The organism is Nonomuraea phyllanthi (assembly GCF_006334985.2).
GTDB lineage: Bacteria > Actinomycetota > Actinomycetes > Streptosporangiales > Streptosporangiaceae > Nonomuraea > Nonomuraea phyllanthi.
Window position 1 is genome coordinate 217,586 of record NZ_VDLX02000007.1, and the last position, 22,198, is coordinate 239,783.

The 22,198-nt window shown below is 71.4% G+C and carries 20 protein-coding genes; 7 read left to right on the forward strand and 13 right to left on the reverse strand.

Annotation, left to right across the window (positions count from 1 at the left end; genetic code table 11):
• Positions 1 to 29 precede the first annotated feature (29 nt).
• Complete coding sequence (locus FH608_RS20415) at positions 30 to 770, reverse strand: AMP-binding protein (RefSeq protein ID WP_139632144.1); 741 nt, start codon at positions 768 to 770, stop codon at positions 30 to 32.
• 203 nt (positions 771 to 973) lie between these two features.
• Here FH608_RS20415 and typA point away from each other — a divergent pair, with 203 nt between their 5' ends.
• Positions 974 to 2,824 (forward strand): translational GTPase TypA, encoded by a 1,851-nt coding sequence (typA, locus tag FH608_RS20420; RefSeq protein ID WP_139632145.1) that lies wholly within the window; start codon positions 974 to 976, stop codon positions 2,822 to 2,824.
• A gap of 86 nt (positions 2,825 to 2,910) precedes the next feature.
• Here the strand turns inward: typA and FH608_RS20425 are convergent, their stop codons facing one another.
• The 4 genes from FH608_RS20425 to FH608_RS20440 all read right to left on the reverse strand — a co-directional run bounded on the left by FH608_RS20425 (position 2,911) and on the right by FH608_RS20440 (position 5,416).
• Complete coding sequence (locus tag FH608_RS20425) at positions 2,911 to 3,561, reverse strand: DUF2461 domain-containing protein (RefSeq protein ID WP_139632146.1); 651 nt, start codon at positions 3,559 to 3,561, stop codon at positions 2,911 to 2,913.
• Positions 3,562 to 3,591: 30 nt separating this feature from the next.
• The gene (locus tag FH608_RS20430; protein WP_139632147.1) at positions 3,592 to 4,389 is read right to left on the reverse strand and encodes a polysaccharide deacetylase family protein; all 798 of its coding nucleotides are present in this window, start codon (positions 4,387 to 4,389) and stop codon (positions 3,592 to 3,594) included.
• Positions 4,390 to 4,424: 35 nt separating this feature from the next.
• Positions 4,425 to 4,730 carry a C-type lectin domain-containing protein gene (locus tag FH608_RS20435; protein ID WP_139632148.1) on the reverse strand — a complete coding sequence of 102 codons (306 nt, stop codon included), beginning with the start codon at positions 4,728 to 4,730 and terminating at the stop codon, positions 4,425 to 4,427.
• Positions 4,731 to 4,840: 110 nt separating this feature from the next.
• Positions 4,841 to 5,416 carry a helix-turn-helix domain-containing protein gene (locus FH608_RS20440; protein ID WP_139632149.1) on the reverse strand — a complete coding sequence of 192 codons (576 nt, stop codon included), beginning with the start codon at positions 5,414 to 5,416 and terminating at the stop codon, positions 4,841 to 4,843.
• An 86-nt stretch (positions 5,417 to 5,502) separates the two neighbouring features.
• Here FH608_RS20440 and FH608_RS20445 point away from each other — a divergent pair, with 86 nt between their 5' ends.
• Entirely contained in the window at positions 5,503 to 6,342 is an 840-nt protein-coding gene (locus tag FH608_RS20445) for a DMT family transporter (protein WP_139632150.1), read from the forward strand.
• Positions 6,343 to 6,361: 19 nt separating this feature from the next.
• Positions 6,362 to 7,306 carry a sensor histidine kinase gene (locus FH608_RS20450; RefSeq protein WP_193318529.1) on the forward strand — a complete coding sequence of 315 codons (945 nt, stop codon included), beginning with the start codon at positions 6,362 to 6,364 and terminating at the stop codon, positions 7,304 to 7,306.
• A gap of 28 nt (positions 7,307 to 7,334) precedes the next feature.
• On the opposite strand, the gene FH608_RS20455 is transcribed toward FH608_RS20450, so the two are convergent.
• Positions 7,335 to 7,919, reverse strand: a complete 585-nt coding sequence (locus tag FH608_RS20455; RefSeq protein ID WP_193318530.1) for a sigma-70 family RNA polymerase sigma factor — start codon at positions 7,917 to 7,919, stop codon at positions 7,335 to 7,337.
• A 245-nt stretch (positions 7,920 to 8,164) separates the two neighbouring features.
• On the opposite strand from FH608_RS20455, the gene FH608_RS20460 reads away from it, so the two are divergent.
• Entirely contained in the window at positions 8,165 to 9,241 is a 1,077-nt protein-coding gene (locus tag FH608_RS20460; protein ID WP_139632153.1) for a PLP-dependent cysteine synthase family protein, read from the forward strand.
• A gap of 11 nt (positions 9,242 to 9,252) precedes the next feature.
• On the opposite strand, the gene FH608_RS20465 is transcribed toward FH608_RS20460, so the two are convergent.
• Positions 9,253 to 10,218: an ABC transporter substrate-binding protein gene (locus FH608_RS20465; protein WP_139632154.1), complete on the reverse strand. Its 966-nt coding sequence runs from the start codon at positions 10,216 to 10,218 to the stop codon at positions 9,253 to 9,255.
• Between the two features lie 105 nt (positions 10,219 to 10,323).
• Between FH608_RS20465 and FH608_RS20470 the strand changes: the two genes are divergently transcribed.
• The 3 genes from FH608_RS20470 to FH608_RS20480 are packed head-to-tail and all read left to right on the forward strand — an operon-like array spanning position 10,324 to position 13,201.
• Positions 10,324 to 11,358: a FecCD family ABC transporter permease gene (locus FH608_RS20470; RefSeq protein WP_139632155.1), complete on the forward strand. Its 1,035-nt coding sequence runs from the start codon at positions 10,324 to 10,326 to the stop codon at positions 11,356 to 11,358.
• A complete protein-coding gene (locus FH608_RS20475; RefSeq protein ID WP_139632156.1) occupies positions 11,358 to 12,401 on the forward strand; it encodes a FecCD family ABC transporter permease in 1,044 nt (347 codons plus the stop codon). Before FH608_RS20470 ends, FH608_RS20475 begins: the two co-directional genes overlap by 1 nt.
• Positions 12,398 to 13,201 (forward strand): ABC transporter ATP-binding protein, encoded by an 804-nt coding sequence (locus FH608_RS20480; protein ID WP_139632157.1) that lies wholly within the window; start codon positions 12,398 to 12,400, stop codon positions 13,199 to 13,201. The genes FH608_RS20475 and FH608_RS20480 overlap by 4 nt, the downstream gene beginning before the upstream one ends.
• Here the strand turns inward: FH608_RS20480 and FH608_RS20485 are convergent.
• From FH608_RS20485 to FH608_RS20510, 6 genes are all read right to left on the reverse strand, one after another.
• Positions 13,122 to 14,375, reverse strand: coding sequence for an MFS transporter (locus FH608_RS20485; protein ID WP_139632158.1), 1,254 nt, complete (start codon positions 14,373 to 14,375; stop codon positions 13,122 to 13,124). The genes FH608_RS20480 and FH608_RS20485 overlap by 80 nt on opposite strands.
• 3 nt (positions 14,376 to 14,378) lie before the next feature.
• Complete coding sequence (locus FH608_RS20490; protein ID WP_139632159.1) at positions 14,379 to 16,055, reverse strand: tetratricopeptide repeat protein; 1,677 nt, start codon at positions 16,053 to 16,055, stop codon at positions 14,379 to 14,381.
• Positions 16,056 to 16,319: 264 nt separating this feature from the next.
• The gene (ftsY, locus tag FH608_RS20495) at positions 16,320 to 17,498 is read right to left on the reverse strand and encodes a signal recognition particle-docking protein FtsY (protein ID WP_139632160.1); all 1,179 of its coding nucleotides are present in this window, start codon (positions 17,496 to 17,498) and stop codon (positions 16,320 to 16,322) included.
• An 82-nt stretch (positions 17,499 to 17,580) separates the two neighbouring features.
• Positions 17,581 to 21,342 carry a chromosome segregation protein SMC gene (smc, locus tag FH608_RS20500; RefSeq protein ID WP_139632161.1) on the reverse strand — a complete coding sequence of 1,254 codons (3,762 nt, stop codon included), beginning with the start codon at positions 21,340 to 21,342 and terminating at the stop codon, positions 17,581 to 17,583.
• A gap of 175 nt (positions 21,343 to 21,517) precedes the next feature.
• Positions 21,518 to 21,712: a hypothetical protein gene (locus FH608_RS52820; RefSeq protein ID WP_090938435.1), complete on the reverse strand. Its 195-nt coding sequence runs from the start codon at positions 21,710 to 21,712 to the stop codon at positions 21,518 to 21,520.
• 191 nt (positions 21,713 to 21,903) lie between these two features.
• Entirely contained in the window at positions 21,904 to 22,191 is a 288-nt protein-coding gene (locus FH608_RS20510; protein ID WP_139632162.1) for an acylphosphatase, read from the reverse strand.
• Positions 22,192 to 22,198: the final 7 nt, after the last annotated feature.

The following is a 22,198-nucleotide window of genomic DNA, read 5'->3' on the forward strand; positions in this document are numbered from 1 at the left end:
CTTATGTCGGCCCCTTCGCGCCCTCGCGGTCAGAGCGCCAGCGAGCTCACGATCGCCCGCTCGTCCACGACCCGCAGGACGGGATCGCCCAGCAGCCGCTTGGCCAGGTCGTACGGGGCCACCACCATGGTGGCCCGGCGCTCGGCGGCCAGCACGCGGCAGCCCACCAGGCTCGGCCCGTGGGCGACGACGACGTGGGCGCCCGCCGTCATCGCCAGGTCGATCAGCCTGAGCCCCCTGAACGGCTCGCTCACCGCGCTGATCACCACGTCGTCCTTGCCGATCACCAGACGGGAGGCGATCTTGCGCAGGTCGTTGGCGAGCGTGTCGTGGTCGAACGTGCGACCGTTGAAGGTGATCGCGCTGCCCGCCAGCGGGCCGAACTCGACGCCGCGCTCCCCGATCAGCTCGTGGAACGGCTTGGCGCCCGGGGCCGGCTCGAACGAGAAGACCTGCTCGACCTTCACCGCGGCCGGGTCGTAGTGGCGTTGTGTGATCATGAAGCGGGCCTGGCCCGAGGCCGCCAGCACCGCGGTGCCGCCCGCCCAGGCCACGGCGTGCACCGCCACGGGCAGCTTCGCGCCGAGGGGCACGTTGACGATGACGCGATCGCCGAACCGCAGCCCTTGGCGGAGAAGGCCGAGCGCGGCACGGGTCACGCGTTTCGCAAAGGCGGCATAGGTCAGCACCTCACCGGTCCTGATGTCGGTCACCGCCGGCTGGTCCCCCCGGGTCGGCACTGCCGCCAGCACCAGCTCTGTCCACGTCATGCCGACAATCTAGGGATACGCAGCCCGCTTGCCATGAGCACAAATGTGCAACCAGCTATGTATGTTTGGTTGTCCTGTGTAGTCCGGAGCCCGGGTTATGTACGCCATCCCCGGGTCGCGCTCGCATCAGAGGGGATCAACTAGACTTATATGGCCGCGAATTCGCGCGGCCGCCCTCACCACACACAGAGCGAGACGTCATCATGCCTTTGAACAGCCGCGACGACCTGCGGAACATCGCGATCATCGCGCACGTCGACCACGGCAAGACCACTCTGGTCGATGCGATGCTCTGGCAGTCCGGGGCCTTCCGCGCGAACCAGGACGTCGACGACCGCGTCATGGACTCCAACGACCTCGAACGCGAGAAGGGCATCACCATTCTCGCGAAGAACACCGCCGTCAAGCACGGCGGGATGACCATCAACATCATCGACACGCCCGGCCACGCCGACTTCGGCGGCGAGGTCGAGCGCGGCCTGTCGATGGTCGACGGCGTCGTGCTGCTGGTCGACGCCTCCGAGGGGCCGCTGCCGCAGACCCGTTTCGTGCTGCGCAAGGCGCTGGCCGCCAAGATGCCGGTCATCCTCTGCATCAACAAGGTCGACCGGCCCGACGCCCGCATCAAGGACGTCGTGGACGAGGTCTACGAGCTCTTCATGGACCTCGACGCCACCGAGGAGCAGATCGACTTCCCGATCGTCTACGCCTCCGCCAAGGCCGGCCGGGCCTCCATGGAGCGCCCCGACGACGGCGGCATGCCCGACTCGCCCGACCTGGAGCCGCTGTTCGACATCATCAAGTCGACCATCCCGGCGCCGACCTACGACCCCAACGCGCCGCTCCAGGCCCACGTCACCAACCTCGACGCCTCCTCCTACCTCGGCCGCATCGCGCTCTGCCGGATCCACCAGGGCGTCATGCGCAAGGGCCAGCAGGTGGCCTGGTGCCGCACCGACGGCACGATCCAGCGGGTCAAGGTGACCGAGCTGCTCATGACCGAGGCCCTTGAGCGCAAGCCGGCCGAGGAGGCCGGGCCCGGCGACATCATCGCCCTCGCCGGCATCCCCGAGATCATGATCGGCGAGACGCTCGCCGACCCCGACGACCCCCGCCCGCTGCCGCTGATCACGGTGGACGAGCCGGCCATCTCCATGACCATCGGCACCAACACCTCGCCGCTGGTCGGCAAGGTCAAGGGCTCGAAGGTCACCGCCCGCATGGTCAAGGACCGCCTCGACAAGGAGCTGGTCGGCAACGTGTCGCTGCGCGTGCTGCCGACCGACCGGCCCGACTCCTGGGAGGTGCAGGGCCGCGGCGAGCTGGCGCTGGCCATCCTGGTCGAGCAGATGCGCCGCGAGGGCTACGAGCTGACCGTGGGCAAGCCGCAGGTGGTCACCAAGACCATCGACGGCAAGGTGCACGAGCCGGTCGAGCGCCTCACGGTCGACTGCCCCGAGGAATACCTCGGCGCCGTCACCCAGCTCCTGGCCGTGCGCAAGGGCCGCATGGAGCACATGACCAACCACGGCACCGGCTGGATCCGGATGGAGTTCGTGGTCCCGGCGCGCGGCCTGATCGGGTTCCGCACGGAGTTCCTGACCGAGACCCGCGGCACCGGCCTGGTCCACCACGTGTTCGACGCCTACGAGCCCTGGTTCGGCGAGCTGCGCACCCGCAACAACGGCTCGCTCGTGGCCGACCGGTCCGGCCCCGTGACCGCGTTCGCGATGCTCAACCTGCAGGAGCGCGGCACCCTGTTCGTCTCGCCCGGCACCGAGGTCTACGAAGGCATGATCATCGGCGAGAACTCCCGGTCCGACGACATGGACGTGAACATCACCAAGGAGAAGAAGCTCACCAACATGCGCTCCTCCACCAGCGAGGAGACGGAGAAGGTGATCCCGCCGCGGGTGCTCTCGCTGGAGCAGGCGCTCGAGTTCATCCGCGAGGACGAGTGCGTGGAGATCACGCCGGACGCCGTGCGCATCCGCAAGGTCGTGCTCGACGCGCCCACGCGCGGCCGGGCCGCCGCCCGCGCCAAGCGCGCCTGAGCACGGGGCGCTGCCGGGGCGGCCGGTGGCTCGTCAGGCCCGTGGCTTGTCAGGCCCGTGGCTTGTCAGGCCGGCGCCCCGCGTCCTCAGCGCCGGGGCAGTTCGCTGCCCCGGACGTGGGTGCACAGCCAGTCGACCAGCGGGCCGTAGGCGCGCCACGTGCGCGCCACCCGCGTCAGCACCTCCGCCGTGTGCACCCACGGCTCCGGCTCGAAGCTCGTGCCCGCGTAGAGCGACCGGTGTCGCAGCAGCGAGATGCGCGGGTGGTCCTCGGAGAAGCCGCGCGGTCTGGTCTTGAGCCGGTCGCCGTGCAGCGTGTAGCCGTCGGCCTCGAGCGCGGACGTGATCGACTCCAGGGGCTTGCCCGACAGGTCCTCGTCCACGGCCTCCCGGTAGCGGGCCACCTGGTCGGAGGCGTGCGTGTAGCAGCCGCCCGCCGTGAACACCCCCGCCGCGCTCACCTCCACGTAGAGCCCGATGCCGGGCTGGAAGTCGATGAAGGCTCCCTGATGGGTCTTGTACGGCGACTTGTCCTTGGCGAAGCGCACGTCCCGGTAGGGCCGGAAGAGCTGCGCCGCCCCGAACTCGGGGGCCAGCTCGTCCGTGAGCGCGAGCATCGGCTCGCGCACCGCCTGCTCGTAGAGGTGCTTGTGCCGGGTGAAGTACGTCTTGGAGTTGTCCGCCTCGAGCCCCTCGTAGAACAGGAACGCGTCGTCGGGGAAGCCGCTGAAACCCATCCTCCCAGGGTGCCACGGCCCACCGGCGCCTCAGCGCTCGGTGTAGGTCCGGCCGGGCACCGGCGGCGCCTTCTTGCCGTACAGCTCCGAGACGGTGACGAACGTGTAGCCCTTCTTGGCGAAGGTGTCGAGCACGGCGGGCACGGCCTTGATGGTGGTCGGGTGGATGTCGTGCATCAGGACGATCGCGCCGGGTTTGGCGGCGCAGGCGCGTTTGATCACGAGGGCGGGCACCCGGTCGCGCCAGTCGAGCGTGTCGACGCTCCAGAGGATCTGCGCCAGGCCCTCGCGGCGCGTCTCGGCGGCGACCTCGGCGTCCGTCGACCCGTACGGCGGCCGCATCACCCTCATCCGCACCCCGGTCAGCTTCTCCACCAGGTCCTCCGTCCGCCCCAGCTGCCGCTGGACCTGCTCGCGCGACAGCCCGGCGAGCGGCGGATGGCTCCACGAGTGGTTGCCGATCTCGTGGCCCTCCTCCACGATGCGCCGCGTGAGCAGGCCGCCCTTGTCGGCCGCCACCATCTCACCGAGGACGAAGAACGTGGCCCTGACGCCGCGGTCACGCAGCAGGTCGAGCAGCCGGCCGGTGTACTCGCCCGGCCCGTCGTCGAAGGTCAGGGCCACGCACTTCAGCTTCGAGCAGTCGAAGTTGCGGCTGCGCGGCCAGCCGGCCTGGATCGACGCCAGCCGCTTGGCCAGGGCCGCCGGATCGACGACGGCCGGCTTGTACGGCGCGATCGGCGTGACGGTCTGCTGGCGGCGCGCCACCGAGTAGGTCACGCACGCGCCCACGACGAGCAGGGCCAGCGGCAAAGCCCATCCGCGCATGGTCCCCCCCGAAACGCCGCGCGCGGGGGCTCACCTCATGGATAGTCCTGGACCGGTTTCCCCCGCAGTTCCCTGGCCAGGTCGTCCCACCAGAGTGGGATATCTGCCTGCAGTTCCTTGTAGCGGCGCGCCACACGCATGGCGCATCCAACCGGATCCGTACCCAAATGCCGACGTTTCACCGACCCTTCCTGCCATCGGTAGAAACCGTCCCGATAACGGACGACCAGCCCTATCCACACCGAGATGGTCATCCCATCGCAGACCTCGTACGCGCTGGTGACGCCCAGACCATGGAGCTCCGCGTGGAGCTTCTCCGCCGCCGCTCGGGCCTCAGTCACCCGCCACCCCCTGCCGACGTTCGCCGCACACCAGGGATGTACCCAGCCACGCGCGTGAAGCGTCGTCATCCGTGCGCCATCGGTATGGCCGTGGCCATGCGAGTGGCGGGTCAGTGGTCCTGGGTGTCACGGGGCTCGGCGACGACCATCACGAACCTGAGCTCCTCCGTGCCGCCGTTGGCGTAGCGGTGGGGCCTGTCGGCGGTGAACAGCACCGCGTCGTCCTTGCCGATCAGGTGGCTCCTGCCGTACACGGTGAGGGTCAGCTCGCCGTCGAGCACGGTCAGCATCTCGCGCGTGCCGGGCGGGTGGGCGTCGCCGTCGTGGTGCTCGCCGGGCGCCAGCCGCCAGTCCCACAGCTCCAGGATCATCGGCACGTCCGCCCCGACCAGCAGCCGCGCCCGCACGTCCCCCTGGTCGAACGTGACCACGTCGGCCTTGCTCACGATCCGCACCGTGGGCACCTCGGAGACCTCGACCAGCCTGGCCACGGTGACGCCCAGGGCCGAGGCGATCCTGGTCAGCGTGGAGACGCTGGGGTTGGTCCTGCCCTGCTCCACCTGGACGAGCATGCCCCTGCTCACCCCCGACCTGGCGGCCAGCGCGTCCAGCGTCAGCCCGCGGTGGGCGCGCTGGGCGCGCACGTTGTTGGCGATGGCCTGGGTGATGAGCTCCGGGTCTTCCACGCGGTGCAGTCTAGTGAATGCTCCGTACACCTTGATGTACCCTTTATGTTGTACTACGAGTGCAATCCATTGGACTGGAGGGACCGGTGACGGTGATCCTGGCGACCGCCTGCGCGGTGGTCTACGGCACGGCCGACTTCTTCGGCGGCCTGGCCACCAAGCGCTCCCAGGTGTTCTCGGTCGTGGTGCTGTCGCAGCTCGCCGGCATGGCACTGGTCCTCGTCCTGCTGCCGCTGCTGCCCGGCACCGTGAGCGTGGCGGCGCTGGCGTGGGGCCTGGCGGCGGGCCTGTCCGGCGCGGCCGGCCTGGTGCTGTTCTACCGGGCGCTGGCCACGGGCGTCATGTCGGTGGTGGCCCCGACCACGGCCGTCACCTCGGCCGCGCTCCCCGTGATGTTCGGCCTCGCCACGGGCGAGCGGCCGGCGGCGTGGGCGCTGGTGGGCGTGGCGCTGGCGCTGGGCGCGGTGCTGCTGGTCAGCCAGGACAGGTCGGCGGGGCGCGGCGGCTCGCTCGCCTCCGTGCCGGCCGCGCTGGCGGCGGGCGCCGGGTTCGGCGGCTTCTTCATCCTGCTGGCGATGGCGCCGGACGACGGCGGCCTGTGGCCGCTGCTGGGCGCCCGCCTGTCGTCGGTGGCGTCCGTGGCGCTGCTGGCCCTGGCCATGCGGCGGACGCTGCGGCCGGGCCCCGGCTCGCTGCGCATCATCGTGGCGGCGGGCGTGCTCGACATGGCGGCGAACGTGCTCTACCTGCTGGCGCAGCAGGACGGCCTGCTCAGCCTGGTCGCCGTGCTGGTGTCGCTGTATCCCGCGAGCACCCTGCTGCTGGCCAGGCAGGTGCTCGGAGAGCGGCTGCGGGGCATCCAGGTGGCCGGTGTGGCCTGCGCGCTCGGCGCGGTGGCCCTGATAGCCGTTGCGCAGCCCCACTAGCGCTTGTTACGTTTCGCCCGTGCGCCCTGGCCGGGCACGTTCCGATGGAGAGTCGCTGCGGCACGTCGCGGTGCCGTACGACTCGGATGAGGCATACCTCCGCCTGACGGCGCCGCGCGTGCGCGCGGCCCTCGCCGACGGCCGGGGGGTGCTGGTGATCACCTCCGCGGCCCGGCTCTCCCTGCTGCGCGACGCCCTGGGCCCCGACGCGGCCCGCATCGAGGCCCGCGACCCCGCCGGCTGGTACACCCACCCGTACCGCACGCTGGCCGCCTACCACGAGTACACGCGGGGCCGCCGCACCCTCGTCGTCGCCGAGCCCCGCTGGGAGGGCAGGGGCGAGCGCGACACCAGGGAGCTGATCCGCTCGGAGTCCGTGCTGAACGCCGCGCTCGGCGCGGCGGCGGCCGTCATCCTGTGCCTGTACGACGTGCGCCGCGTGCCCGCGACGGCGCTCGACTCGTGCCCGGTCAGCCACCCCCTCCTGCTGGGCCCGGACGGCGAGTCGGCGAGCGCCCGCTTCGTCGAGCCCCACGAGCTGGTGCTGAACGGCGACCGCGCGCCCCTGCCCGAGCCCGGCCGGGACGCCGAGACGATCCCCTTCACCGGCCGCGAGCTGAGGGGGCTGCGGCGCGAGGTCAGCGACTACGCCAGGGCGGCCGGGATGGATCCCGACCTGATCACCTCGCTGATGATCAGCGTCTCCGAGATCGCCGCGAACAGCATCGAGCACGGCGCCGGGCACGGCACGATCACGATGTGGTCCGAGGACGGCGAACTGGTCTGCGAGGTCGCCGATCCGGGCGGCGCCCTGGACGACCCCCTACCGGGCTACATACCACCTGAGCCCGAATCCCCCAGGGGATACGGGCTCTGGATCAGCAGGCAGCTCTGCGATCTCGTGGAGCTGCGCAACGAGGACGGCGTGCTCCGCGTCCGCCTTCATCTCACGATGGGGTCGTAGAACCCCAGGGGGTCAGAGGGGACGCGGCTCAGGCCGCGCGCTGGGCGGGGAGGCGCACGGCGCCCTCCTCGCGGGCGTACTCCTCCAGCATGCCGCGCAGCTGGCGACGGCCCCGGTGGAGGCGGGACATCACGGTCCCGATGGGCGTGCCCATGCGCTCGGCGATCTCCTTGTACGGGAACCCCTCGACGTCGGCCAGGTAGACGGCCACGCGGAAGTCCTCGGGGAGCGCCCGCAGGGCGTTCATGACGACGTTGTCGGGGAGCCGGTCGAGCGCCTCGGTCTCGGCCGAGCGCAGGCCGCTCGAGCTGTGCGACTCGGCGGCGTGCAGCTGCCAGTCCTCGATGTCCTCGGCGGCGGACAGCTTCGGCGAGCGCTGCTTCTTGCGGTAGTCGTTGATGAAGTTGTTGGTCAGGATCCGGTGAAGCCACGCCTTGAGGTTGGTGCCCTCGCGGAACTGGTGGTACGACGTGTAGGCCTTCGCCACGGTCTCCTGGACCAGGTCCTCCGCGTCGGCGGCGTTACGGGTCAGGCGCATGGCGGAGGCGAACAGCTGCGACGTCACGGGCACGACATCGCGCTCGAACCAGTCCAGACGCTGCTCATCGGTCATAGTGATCAATTCATTCCCCCTTGCTATCCCCCGTTCCGGCAAAAGCCGCCTGAGGGCGGTTTCCATCATGGCAAGTCCCAGGTAAGGGACGCGTTAGAGGGTCCGCCTTGGTCAGAGGGGGTATCCGTCCATCTGCTCGCGGCGTGCGTCATCACGTCCACGGCCGGACAAGTCTCATAATCATAACACTACTCACCCAATTTTCCGGAAAGAGTGGCGAGAGTCACATGAGATAGCGTATGAGCATGAGTTTCGTGGACCGTCACGACCCGGGAACACGCCGCTGGGTGGCGGAGGCCATTCGCAAGGTCGAGGCCGACGCCAACCGTAGCTGCGACACACATCTGCACGTCTTTCCGCTGCCCTCGCATTGGGGTGTAAACCTCTACTTGAAAGACGAGTCGGTGCACCCCACTGGTTCACTGAAACACCGGCTCGCCCGGTCTCTCTTCCTGTACGGCCTGGCCAACGGCTGGATCGGACCCACCACGACGATCGTGGAGGCGTCCAGCGGATCCACGGCCGTGAGCGAGGCGTACTTCGCCCGCCTGCTCGGCCTGCCGTTCATCGCGGTCATGCCGGCGTCCACGTCGCCGGAGAAGTGTCACCTCATCGAGTTCTACGGCGGGAAATGTCACCTCGTCACGGACCCCCGCGCGATCTATGACGAATCTCACCGTCTGGCCGCCGAGGCGGGCGGCCACTTCATGGATCAGTTCACCTACGCCGAACGGGCCACCGACTGGCGCGGGAACAACAACATCGCCGAGTCCATCTATTCCCAGATGTCCATGGAGCCTCATCCGGAGCCGTCGTGGATCGTGGTGGGCGCCGGCACCGGCGGCACCTCGTCCACGATCGGCCGCTACATCCGCTACCGGTGCCACGCCACCCGCCTGGCCGTCGTCGACCCGGAGGGCTCGGCCTTCTACCCGAGCTGGGTCTCCGGCGACACCTCGGTGACCGCGCCAGGCTCGCGCATCGAGGGCATCGGCCGGCCGCGCGTGGAGCCCTCGTTCCAGCCGTCCGTCATCGACCGCATGATCGCCGTGCCCGACGCCCGCTCGATCGCCGCCATGCACTGGACGCGCGAGGTCACGGGCCTGGACGTGGGCGGCTCCACGGGCACGAACGTGGCGGCCTGCGTGGACCTGATCGGCGAGATGCGCGCGGCGGGCGAGCAGGGCAGCATCGTCACGCTGGTCTGCGACAGCGGCGACCGCTACTGCGGCACGTACGGCGACCCGGGGTGGCTGGCCGGCCAGGGCCTCGACGTCGCGCCGCACCTGGAGGAGCTGCGCGCCTTCCTCAACGCCTCGTGAAACCGGGGTGGTCAGACCTTCGCCGGATCCACGGAGAAGAACTCCGCCACGTCGTCCAGCATCGCGTGCGCCCCCTGGATGCCCACCGCGCTCATCCACGTCAGGTCGTCCACCTCGTGCTTCTCGCCCTTGAGCCTGCCCCAGAGCGGGTTGCCGACGAACTTCTCCTTGGGGCCCTCGCTCGACGGGTCCGGGTAGGTGGCGACGAAGATCTGGTCGGCGTCCAGGTCGGAGATGCGCTCCTGGCTGACGTCCACCGCGATGGCGTCCTGCGCGGTCGGCTGGTCCTCGGGGCGCGGGAAGCCGATGTCCTTCATGACCACGCCGGAGTAGGAGTTCTCCACGTAGAGGCGGGTCGTCGGCTCGCCGGCGAAGCGCACGATCGAGATCGTCGGCATCGAGCCCCGCTTCTCCTTGATCTCGGTGCCGATCGTGGCCGCCCGCTCCTCGTACGCCTTGATCTTGGTCTCCGCCAGCGACTCCTTGCCCAGGGCCTGCCCCATGAGCCGCAGGTTCTCCTTCCAGATGGCCCCGGTGGTCTCGCTGAACACGGTCGGCGCGATCTTCGACAGCTTGTCGTAGAGGGCCTCGTGCCGCACCTTCGCCGAGACGATCAGGTCGGGCTTGAGCGCGATGATCTTCTCCAGGCTGGGCTGCTCCAGCGTGCCGACGGGGGTCGCCTCCTTGCCGTACTGCTCGACCACGGGCCCGAGGTAGTCGGGCAGCGCCGACTCGATCGACCGGTACGTCGTGAAGCCCACCACCGGCGTCTCCAGCGTGAGCACCGCGTCGACGAAGCTCTGGTCGAGCGCGACCACCCGCTTGGGCTGGGTGGGGATCACGGTGTCGCCCATCGCGTGATGTACCGTCCTGAACGGCGCGGCGGAGGATGGGGAGGTCGCGGGCGTCTCCGAGGAGCCGCAGGCCGCGAGCCCCGCCATGAGGAGGGCACACGCCAGCACGCGCAACGGTCTCATCAGATCCCTTTCCGGAGTCCATCAAGTAAGGCAACCCTAAATTAGGTTAGCCCTGCCTAAGCTGGCATACTTCACCAGCATCGGGCAAACGCTGAGGAGGCATGGGTGAGTGCGACCGCCGTGGCACCGCGCCTCCACGGCCTCGGGCCCCGGCGGATCACCGTCCTGCTCGCCCTGGTCGCGGCCGTGCTCGCCGCGATCGTGCTGAGCATCACGATCGGCTCCAAGTCGGTGCCGCTCCCCGACGTCTGGCACGCGCTCACCGCGCCCACCGGGACCGAGAACGACATCGTCATCCGCTCGCTGCGCCTGCCGAGGACCGCCTTAGGGGTGCTCGCCGGGGTCGCGCTCGGCGTGGCCGGCGCGCTCATGCAGGGCCACACCCGCAACCCGCTGGCCGACCCGGGGCTGCTCGGCGTCACGCAGGGGGCGGCGTTCGCGATGGTGTCCTCGATCATCCTGCTCGGCGCCTCCAGCCTGCTCGCCTACATCTGGTTCGGCCTGGCGGGCGCGCTGGTCGCCAGCGTCGCGGTGTTCGCGCTCGGCATGGTGGGCGGCAGGGGCGGCCCCACGCCGGTCACGCTGGCGCTCGCGGGCACCGCCGTCAGCGCCCTGCTGTACGCGCTGACCTCGGCCATCGTGCTGCTGGACGAGCAGGCGATGGACGTCTTCCGCTTCTGGCAGGCCGGCTCGATCGCGGCCAGGGGCGCGGACGTGGTGTGGCAGGTGCTGCCGTTCATCCTCGCCGGCCTGGTGCTCGCGATGCTCAACGCCCCCGGGCTGAACGCGCTGTCCCTCGGCGAGGACGTGGCGAGGAGCCTCGGCCAGAACATCCCGAGGACCCGGGCCGTCGGCGTGGCCGCGGTGACCCTGCTGTCGGGCGCCGCGGTGGCCGCCTGCGGGTCCCTGGCGTTCGTGGGGCTGATCGTGCCCCACCTGGCCCGCTCGCTGTCGGGCACCGACCACCGGTGGCTGCTGCCGTACTCCGGGCTGGTCGGGGCGGCGCTGCTGCTGCTCGCCGACGTGATCGGGCGCGTGGTGGCGCCGCCGGGAGAGCTGGAGGTGGGCGTGGTGCTGGCGCTGCTGGGCGCGCCGTTCTTCGTCGCGCTGGTACGGCGCAGGAAGCCCGTGCGCCTGTGATGAGCACTCTCGCCCTGCGCGTCGGCGGCATGTCCTGGCGGGTACGCCCGCGCGCGCTCGCCGTCTCGCTGACGGGGCTCGTCGTCCTCGCCCTGCTGATGGCCCTGAGCATGCGGCTCGGCGAGCTCCGGATGAGCCTGGCGGACGTGGTCGCGGGCACGTTCGACGCCGACAGCCCCGCCCACTTCGTCATCATGGAGCTGCGCCTGCCGCGCGCCCTCACCGGCGCCCTGGTCGGCGCCGCGCTCGCGCTCTCCGGCGCGATCATCCAGTCCATCGCCCGCAACCCCCTCGCGAGCCCCGAGATCCTGGGCGTCACCACCGGCGCCTCCGTCACGGTCGTGGCCGGCGTCGTCGCCAGCGGCAGCGTGTACGGCGGCACCAGCGGCCTGCTGGCCACCCTCGGCATCCCCGCGCTGGCCCTGCTCGGCGGCCTGATCGGCGCCGCCGTCGTCTACGGGCTGGCCTGGCGGCGCGGCCTGGACGGCTACCGCCTGGTGCTGGTCGGCATCGGCGTGGCCGCCGTGTTCACCAACATCAAGTTCTGGCTCCTGACCGTCGGCGACGTCAACGACACCGGCCGCGCCATGGTCTGGATCAGCGGCTCGCTCAACGGCCGGGGCTGGGAGCACGTGACGCCCACCGCGCTGGCTCTGGTCGTGCTGGTGCCGCTGACCCTGCTCGGCACCCGCTCGCTCGACGCCCTGCGCTTCGGCGACGACACGATCGCCGCCCTCGGCGTCCGCACGAACGTGGCCCGCGCCCTGATGATCCTGGCCGCCGTGCTGCTGGCGGCCGTCGCCACCGCCTCCGCCGGGCCGATCGCGTTCGTGGCGCTCTCCTCGCCGCAGATCGCGCTCAGGCTCACCCGCTCCGCTCAGCCGCCGCTGCTGTGCTCGGCGGTCGTCGGCGCCGTGCTGACCTCCGCCGCCGACCTGATCGCCAGGACCGCGTTCTCGCCGCTGGAGCTGCCCGTCGGCATCGTCACCGCCGTGCTCGGAGCGCCGTATCTGATCCACCTGATCTGGAGGTCACGCAAATGAGGCTGAAGGCCGCCGGGGTCAAGCTCGGGTACGGCGAGCGCCTGGTGGTCGACGGGCTCGACCTCGGCATCGAGGCGGGCACCGTGACCACGATCATCGGCCCGAACGGCTGCGGCAAGTCCACGCTGCTGCGCGCGCTCGGCCGCCTGCTCAAGCCCCAGGGGGGCGAGGTGCTGCTGGACGGCAAGCGCATCGACAGGATCCCCACCCGCGAGGTCGCCAAGATCCTCGGCGTGCTCCCCCAGGCGCCCACCGCGCCCGAGGGGCTGACCGTGGCCGACCTGGTGGCGAGGGGCCGGCACCCGCACCAGACGTGGTACCGGCATTGGTCGTCGGACGACGAGGGCGCGGTCGCGTCCGCGCTGGACATGACGGGCCTGGCCGACCTGGCGGAGCGCCCGCTGGACGAGCTGTCGGGCGGCCAGCGGCAGCGGGCGTGGATCTCCATGGCCCTGGCCCAGGGCACGGACCTGCTGCTGCTCGACGAGCCCACCACGTTCCTGGACCTGGCGCACCAGGTGGAGGTGCTGGAGCTCGTACGGCACCTGCACCGGCAGGCGGGCCGCACGGTCGTCATGGTCCTGCACGACCTCAACCTGGCCGCCCGCTACGCCGACCGGCTGGTGGCCATGCGCGCGGGCAAGGTGATCGCCGCCGGCACCCCGCACGAGGTGCTGACCGAGGAGCTGCTGCGCGAGGTGTTCGACCTGGACGCCAAGGTCATCGAGGATCCGGTCGCGGGGACTCCTCTGGTGGTTCCAATCGGGCCGCGCTCTCACTCCGCAGCCCCGCCAGCCTGACCCAGCGCAGCGGCGACCAGGCCACGGCCGCCGCGATGGCGAGCCAGCTCACCCCGGCGAAGGCCATCAGCGCGTACGCGTTGCGCGCGAACGACTCGAACACCCCGGTCGCCAGCGAGGCCAGCGGGATGGACAGGAAGGCGATCATCCTGGCCGTGCCCAGCACCCGGCCGAGCAGCTCGTTGGGCACGAGGAGCTGGCGTACGGTCGCGGTGGCCACGATCGAGGTGCCGGCCGCGGCGAACTGCCCCAGCCACGCCAGGCCGATCGGCACGGGACCGCGGGCCGGGATCATCAGCAGCATCGCCAGGCCGCCCGCGCAGACCGCCCAGCAGATCACCGGACCGGGCGGGAACCTGCGGATCAGCCGGCTGCCGAGCACCGCGCCCAGCACCGCCCCCACCCCCTGGAAGGCGTAGACGACGCCGATCTGCTCCGGCGTGAACCCGTGGTAGGAGCTGAGGTAGTACACCATGCCCGCCAGCAGCAGCCAGACGCCGAAGTTGCAGGCCAGCGAGGTGAGCGCGGTGGTGAGCACGATCCTGTCGCCGCGCAGCAGGAAGCGCAGGCCCTCGTGGAGGTCCGCCCGCACCGAGCGGCCCGCCGCGACCACGGCGGGAGCCGTCCTGATGAGCCAGATGAGCAGCGCCGACACCAGGAAGGTGCCGGCGTCGGCGTAGATGGCGACCTCGTAGCCGAAGCTCACGACGAGCGCGCCGCCCACCACCGGGCCGGCCATGTTCACCGCGTGCTCGCCCATGTGGATGCGGGCGTTGGCCTGCGGCAGCCGGTCCACCGGGACCAGCGAGGGCAGGATCGACCTGAACGCCGGCTGGTAGAGCGGGTCGGCGCAGGACAGCAGGAACGCCACCCCGTAGACCGGCCACAGCCGCGTCTCCCCCACGCTGATCATGACCGCCAGCACGGTCGTGATCACCCCGGAGACCAGGTCGCCGAGCACCAGCACGCGCCTGCGGTCCACCCGGTCCGCCAGCACGCCGCCGAACACGCCCAGCGCCAGGTACGGCAGGTACTCCATCACGTAGACCAGCCCGGTGCCCAGCGCCGACCCGGTCAGGTCGTACACCAGCAGCGGCAGCGCGAGCCGGTAGACCCACGTGCCGAACGACGAGGCGAGGAAAGCGCTCAGCAGGAGCCAGTAGCGCCGTCCCATGGATCACACCTCGGCGAGCGCCCGTCCGACGTCCTCGTCCTCAGGATCCAGCTGCGCGGCTCTCAGCAGGTCGTCACGGGCCTTTCCGGCCAGCCCGGCGGCCCGGTAGACCACGGACCTGTTGAACAGCAGCTCGGCCGTCTCGGCCAGCTCCAGGGCCCGCGTCAGGTCGGCCAGCGCCGCGTCGTGCTCGCCGCGCCCGAACGCCAGCTCCGCCCGGCCCGCCCAGGCCGCCACCAAGGCCGGGTCGGCCTCCAGCGCCGCGTCGAACGCCGTGCGCGCCTCCGCGGGGCGGCCCTCGGCCAGCTCGACCTGCCCGAGCACGCACAGCAGGTGGGGGTCGCGCGGCGCGAGGGCCAGGCCGCGCACCACGTCGCGCCTGGCCTGCTCGTGCTCGCCGAGCCCCGCCATGATGCCGGAGCGGTTCACGTACGCGGCGGCGAACTCGGGGTCCAGCTCCAGCGTGTGGTCCAGGTCGGCGCGGGCGCCGTCGAGGTCGCCGGCGGCGAAGCGCAGCTCGGCCCGGTTGTAGTAGGCCTCGGGGAAGGGCGGGCTGAGCCGCATGACCGCCTCGTAGTCGGCCAGCGCCTCGTCCGTGCGGCCGAGCCGGAGCAGCAGGTTGCCGCGCTCCAGGTAGTAGTCGGGGTAGCCGGGGTCGGCCTCCACGGCGCGCGTGTAGTCGGCCAGCGCCTCCTCCGTGCGGCCGGCCATGGCGAGCAGCTGCGCCCTGTTGCCGTACAGCACCAGCCGGTGGATCGGGTGCTGGTCGGCCAGGTCCGTCTCGGCCAGCTCGATGGCCTGGCGTACGAGGTCCATCGCCGCGTCGAAACGGCCCCTGCGCACCTCGACCAGGGCCTTGCCGTTGAGGTCGAACCCGAGGTGGAAGGCGCGGTCGGCGCGGTCGGGCAGCAGCGAGGTGATCGTGATCGCCTCGTTGATCCAGGCCAGGGCCTGCTCGGGGTCGCGCCGGGCGGGGTCGTGGTGGCGTACGAGGATCATGGCGGTGGCGTAGGCGACGGTGGCGCGGTGCCTGGGGTCCGTGCTCTCGCGCCTGGACCTGTCATACAGCTCGCGGGCATCGTCCTCGCGCTCGATGGCCTCCAGCGAGGCCGCGGTCCGCTGCAGCAGGTGCCGCCACCTCTGGGGATCCTCCTCGTACGCCAGCCCGGCCAGCGCGTGCAGGCCCGACTCCGCCATGGCGTGGTGGAAGCCCTCGTCGCGGAAGCGGTCGAAGTCCGCGCACAGCGGGCCGTCGCTCGGGGCCGACGGGCCCTCCTCGATGGTGAGCAGCCCCGGGTCGACCCTGCGCCGCAGCACGGCGATCAGCTCGGTGTCGGTGGGGTCGGCCTCGCCCAGGTTCGTGACGGTCACGGCGAGCGGGCCGGCGTCGCGCAGGTGGTCGCGGACGAACTCGGCCAGCCCGTTCGCCACCCTCAGGCTGCGCCGGGCACCGGGCACCAGCACCCGCTGGCCGATGGGCAGGCTCGCGGCCAGGGATCTCCTGCGCTCGGCCACGACCTCGCGTAAGCGCGGTGCGGCGGCGCGGATCTCGATGTCATGTGCGGCGACCAGGCCGGGCACGCGCTCCAGCGCCTGGGGGACGAGGCGGCCGAGCAGCGCGGCCGCGAAGGTGTAGGGGCCGTCGATCCGGCGATCGGCGTCGAGGGTGATCGTGTCCACAGGAGCCCTTTTCCGTCGTGGCCGGCGCTCCGCGCGAGCGGCGCGCCGGCCGGGCGGCTCAGCCGTTGTGCCTGGGCGAGGCCGCGGCGGTCGGCTTCAACGTCCCTGGTCTGTGTACGACGATCTTCTTCATGGGCGCCCTCTCGCGCGGAATCGAGCGATCATTGATGACCGATACATGTCAGCACACCCGAACGACACCCATCAATATTTTTTCTGGTAATGGGCATTTCACCAATAATTACCGTGTGCCCGGAATGACCCCTATTCCCCCAGAATCGCGTCCACGAACACCTCGGGGTCGAACGGCGCCAGGTCGTCCGGACCCTCTCCCAGCCCCGCCAGCTTGACCGGCACGCCCAGCTCCCGCTGCACCGAGATCACGATGCCGCCCTTGGCGGTGCCGTCGAGCTTGGTCAGCGCGATGCCCGTGATATTGACCACCTCGGCGAACACCTGCGCCTGGCGCATGCCGTTCTGGCCGGTGGTGGCGTCGAGGACCAGCAGCACCTCGTCGACGGTGGCCTTCTTCTCGATGACCCGCTTGACCTTGCCCAGCTCGTCCATCAGGCCGGTCTTGGTGTGCAGGCGGCCCGCGGTGTCGACGATGACGACGTCGGCCTTCTCCTCGATGCCCTTGGCGGCCGCGTCGAACGCCACCGACGCCGGGTCGCCGCCCTCGGGGCCGCGCACCACGTCGGCGCCCACCCGCTCGCCCCACGTCTGGAGCTGGTCGGCCGCCGCCGCCCGGAACGTGTCGGCCGCGCCCAGCACGACCTTCTTCCCGTCGCCGATGAGCGAGCGGGCAAGCTTGCCCGTGGTGGTGGTCTTGCCGGTGCCGTTGACGCCCACGACGAGCACCACGGCGGGCCGCTCGCCGTGCCGCTGGACCTGGAGCGTGCGGTCCAGGTCGGGGTTGACCTGGGCGAGCAGCTCCTCCTTCAGCAGCCCCCTGACCTCCTCGGGGCTGCGGCTGCCCAGCACCTTGACCTTGGTGCGCAGGTCCTCGACCATGACCCGGGTCGGCGCCACACCCACGTCGGCGGTGATCAGGCGCTCCTCGATCTCGTCCCACACCTCGTCGTCGAGCCGGTCGCGGGACAGCAGCTCCAGCAGCCCGCGCCCGAGCGCGCTCTGCGAGCGCGCCAGCCGCGAGCGCAGCCGCACCATCCGGCCCGCGGACGGCGGCGGCACCTCGATCTCGGGGACGACGACCGCCGGCTCGGCGGGCTTGACCGGGGGCGGGAGCGTGGTGGTCGCGCCTTCGGCCTCCTCGCCCGGCTTGGCCGCCTGCTCCTCCCTCTCGGGAAGCACGGGGGCCTCCGGCGGCGGCTTGACCGGCGGGGCCGCTTTACGCCCCGGCCGGAAGTACAACAGCAGGCCGCCGGCCGCCAGCAGGGCGATCAGGGCCACGATCACTATGACGCCGAGGTAACCATCCACAAGATGTCAGTTTTCCAGATCGACCGGCATGGTCATGCCCAAGGCCACACCGACCCGCCCTTCTTTCCCGGCGGGCGGCGTTTCAGGCGGATTCGCGCTCGCGCAGCCGCTGGCTGACCACCTGGGTCACGCCGTCGCCCCGCATCGACACGCCGTACAGCGCGTCGGCGATCTCCATCGTGCGCTTGTTGTGCGTGATGACGATCAGCTGCGAGCTCTGCCGCAACTCCTCGAACAGCGTCAGCAGCCGCTGCGTGTTCGTGTCGTCCAGCGCCGCCTCGACCTCGTCCATCACGTAGAACGGCGAGGGCCGCGCCTTGAAGATGGAGATCAGGAACGCCACCGCCGTCAGCGACCGCTCGCCGCCCGACAGCAGCGACAGCCGCTTGACCTTCTTGCCCGGCGGCCGGGCCTCGACCTCGATGCCGGTGGTCAGCATGTCGGCCGGCTCGGTCAGCACCAGCCGCCCCTCGCCGCCGGGGAACACCCTGGTGAAGATCTGCTCGAACTCCCTGGCCACGTCCTCGTACGCCGAGGCGAACATCTGCTCCACCCGGTCGTCGACCTCCTTGACCACGGTCAGCAGGTCGCGCCTGGTCTTCTTGAGGTCCTCGAGCTGCGAGGTGAGGAACGCGTGCCGCTCCTCCAGCGCCGCGAACTCCTCCAGCGCGAGCGGGTTGACCTTGCCGAGCTGGTTCATCTGCCGCTCGGCGGTCCTGGCCCGCTTCTCCTGCTCCTCGCGCACGTACGGCACGGGCGGATCACCCGGGACCGGGACCTCGGGGCCGTACTCGGAGATCAGGGCCTCCACCTCGACCCCGAACTCCTCCAGCGCCCGCTCCTCCATCTGCTCCAGCCGCAGCCGCTGCTCGGTGCGGGCGACCTCGCTGCCGTGCACCCGGTTGACCAGCTTGTCCAGCTCCTGGCCCAGCCCGCGGACGCGCAGGCGCACCTGCTTGAGCTCGGCGTCGACGGCGACCCGGGCGAGGTCGGCCTCGTCGCGCTCCCTGGCGGCCAGCTCGATGGACGACTCCAGCGCCCTGAGCACCTGCCTGGCGCCCTTGCTGACGGCCTCGGCCACCGTCGCCTGGCGGCGCCGCCTGGCGCGCTGCGCGGCCGCCTGGGCGCGCTCCTGGCGCTCGCGCTGGGCCGCCCGCATGAGGCCGTCGGCACGGCCCTCGATGCCCTTGACGCGCTCCTCGGCCGTGCGGACCTGAAGGCGGGTGTCCATCTCACGCTGTCTGGCCGCCTCGCAGGCGCTCGCCAGGTCGTCGCGGGCGTCGGTGGTGGGCTCGGTCTCCAGCTCCTGGGCGTATTCGGCCTCGGCCAGGCGGATCTCCAGCTCGGCCAGCTCCTCCAGGCCCTCCGTACGCGACCCCTCGGCCCTGGTGACGCTCGCGGCCAGCCGCTCGGCCTCGTCGTGGGCCGCCCCCGCGGCGGCCTCCAACTGGGCCAGCCGCCTGGCGGCCGCGGCCGTGCGCTGGTCGGCCTCCCGCTGGCGGCCCCTGATTTGGTCGAGACCGCCCTGGGCGGCGCTCACCCCGGCCTGCGCGGTGGTGACGGCGGTCTGCGCCTCGCTGGCCCTCGCCTGCGCGGCCTCCAGCGCCGCCTGAGCGGCCTGCTCGCCCTCGATCGCCTGCTCCAGCGCCTCGGCCGTCTGCTCCGCCGTGCGCTCGGCCTCCTCCAGGTCCGCCACGGCCTCGTCGAGCGCGGCCCGCACCTGGAGCACGGACGTGCCGTCCTCGGCGCCGCCGGAGGCCAGGTGCGCGCCCACCAGGTCGCCCGTCCTGGTGACCGCCCTCAGCTCGGGGTGGCGGTCGACCAGCTCGCGGGCGGTGGCGAGGTCGTCCACGACCACGACGTTCGCGAGCACGTGGTCGAGCGCGGGCCGCAGGTGGTCGGGCACGGTGACGAGGTCGGCCACCCACCGCCCGCCACCCGGAGCCGCCTCCTTACCGCGCCCTGACCCGTCGTGGGAGCTGCCGTTGGGCGCGCCCTTCGAGCCGTTGCGCGAGCCGCCGTGGGGGCCGTCGTGGGGGCCGTCGTCCGAGCCGCCGGGCAGGGCGACCAGGAGGGTGGCGTGCCCGGAGCCCCGGGTGTGCAGGAGGTCGAGTGCCTCGACGGCCGTGTCGAGGGTCTTGACCGCGATCGCCTCCGCCACGGGCCCGAGCACGGCCGCCACCGCCGGCTCGGCGCCCGGCGTGACCTGCATCGAGGCCGCCAGCGGGCCCAGCACCCCGGCCAGGTCCGCGTCCAGCAGGGCCGCGCCGCCGTCGCCCTTGGCCAGCCCCAGCTCCAGCGCGTCGCGGCGGGCGGCCAGCGCGGCCACGGACCGCTGAGCCTCCTGATCGGCGGCGCGCGCGGTGGCCACTCCCGACGTCGCGGCGCGCACGGCGGCGCGCGGCGCGTCGAGACCCGCCTTGGCCTCGTCGGCCGCGGCCCTCGCCTCGTCGGCGACGGCCTTGGCCTCCTCCACCAGGGCCTGCGCCGTGGCCAGCTCCTCGGCGAGCGCGGGATCGACGGCGGGCTCCTCCAGGCGCCCTGCCTCCAGGTCCGCCCTGGCCTGCCGCTCGCGCTCGGCGGCGTCGGCCACGGCCTGCTGGAGCCGCCCGATCTCCTCCTCGGCGGCGCGCGCCCGGCTCCGTACGGAATCGACCTGGCCGCGCAGCTTGGCCAGCCCCTCGCGGCGGTCGGCGGCGGCCCGCGCGGCCAGGGCGAGCCGCTGCTCCTCGGCGCTCAGCCCGGCCTCGGCCTCGGCCCGCCGCTGGACGGCCTCCTCCAGCAGCTCCTGCGCCTGCTCCAGCTCGGCCCTGAGGATCAGCTCCTGCTCGCGCACCTCGGCCGCCTCGCGTTCGAGGTCTTCGGGGTCGCGGCCGCGGCGCTCGATGGCGGCGGCGTCAAGCGCGTGGCGGTGGCGCTCGGCGGCGAGGCGGGCGAGGCCGGTGATGCGCTCGCGCAGCGACGAGAGCCGGAAGTACGTCTCCTGCGCGGCGGCCAGCCGGGGCTGCGTCTCGGCCTCGGCGGCCTCCAGCGCCGCCTCGCGCTGCTGGCCCTCGGCCAGCTCGGCCTCGACCTGGGCGCGCCTTGCCATGATCGCGGCCTCGTCGGCGGCCTCGCGCTCCAGTGTCGTCCGCAGGATGCACATGTCGTCGGCCAGCAGCCGCAGCCGGGCGTCGCGCAGGTCGGCCTGGATGACGGCGGCCTTGCGGGCGATCTCCGCCTGGCGGCCCAGCGGCTTGAGCTGGCGGCGCAGCTCGGTGGCGAGGTCCTGCACGCGGGTCAGGTTGGCCTGCATGGCGTCGAGCTTGCGCAGCGCCTTCTCCTTGCGCTTGCGGTGCTTGAGCACGCCGGCGGCCTCTTCGATGAACGCCCGCCGGTCCTCGGGCCCCGCGTGCAGCACCGCGTCGAGCTGGCCCTGCCCGACGATCACGTGCATCTCCCTGCCGATGCCGGAGTCGGACAGCAGCTCCTGGATGTCGAGCAGGCGGCAGGTGTCGCCGTTGATCGCGTATTCGCTCTGCCCCGACCTGAACATCAGCCGGCTGATCGTGACCTCGGTGTAGTCGATGGGCAGCGCGCCGTCGGTGTTGTCGATGGTCAGCGTCACCTCGGCGCGCCCGAGCGGCGGCCTGGAGGAGGTGCCGGCGAAGATGACGTCCTCCATCTTGCCGCCGCGCAGCGACTTGGCGCTGTGCTCGCCCATGACCCAGGCCAGGGCATCGACGACGTTGGACTTGCCGGAGCCGTTGGGGCCGACGACGCAGGTGATGCCGGGCTCGAAACGCAGGGCGGTCGCGGAGGCGAAGGACTTGAAGCCGCGCAGGGTGAGGGTCTTCAAATACAAGCGCGACCCCCTTCACCTGATGCGGACTCGGGAAAGCCTACTGGCCCTTACTGCCCCACGTGGGCACGTACAGTCTGGACCGGCTCGGCCCGGGCAAAGGAAGCTTTCCGAAAACGCGCAAATAACAAGGGACGCCTCTCCGAGACGTCCCTGGGGTCTTGCGCTCCGATCACTCTCAGGTGAGTGCCGGCTCGCGCTCTTGCATGCGGCTTAGTGCCTCATCACGGGTTTGCGCCGCAAGAGCGTCATTAGTGGCCTGAAGTCGGATGAGTTCTGCCTCCAGATCCCGGATACGCTGCTGCAGGCGGCGCATCTCCGAGACCATCCGAGGGTCAGGACCGCCGACGTGGCCGAGTAGAGCCTTCGCCATGGTAAAGGGTCCTCCACGCTGAGTGACCAGACTGGTTCGCGCACTTCTTATTCCGCGGGAGGGGTGCGCGTGGTACCTAACAAGAGTCGCACCGGCAGTGTGGGCGGTCAAGTCGAACGAACCGCTGAGCCCTACTGATGGGCACTCCCGACATACAACTATACCCTATTTGGGCGGTTTAACGGAAGGCACTACCGCTCCACAAACCCGCCCAAACTACCTCGGGGTTCGCTCCAGCGTTCCACTACTCCATCGACCCTGCCCGGCGTGTCGCAACCTCTGAGCAGCTCCAGCAGCTTGACGCACGACTGCCTCGAACCCTGCGCGACCACCTCCACCCGGCCGTCCTCCATGTTGCGTGCCCAGCCCGCGAGCCCCAGCTCGAGCGCACGGGCACGGGTCCACCAGCGGAACCCCACACCCTGCACCCTGCCCCGAACCCAGGCGGTCAGCCGTGCGTCCTCGCCGTCGTCCTGCATGTCCTCT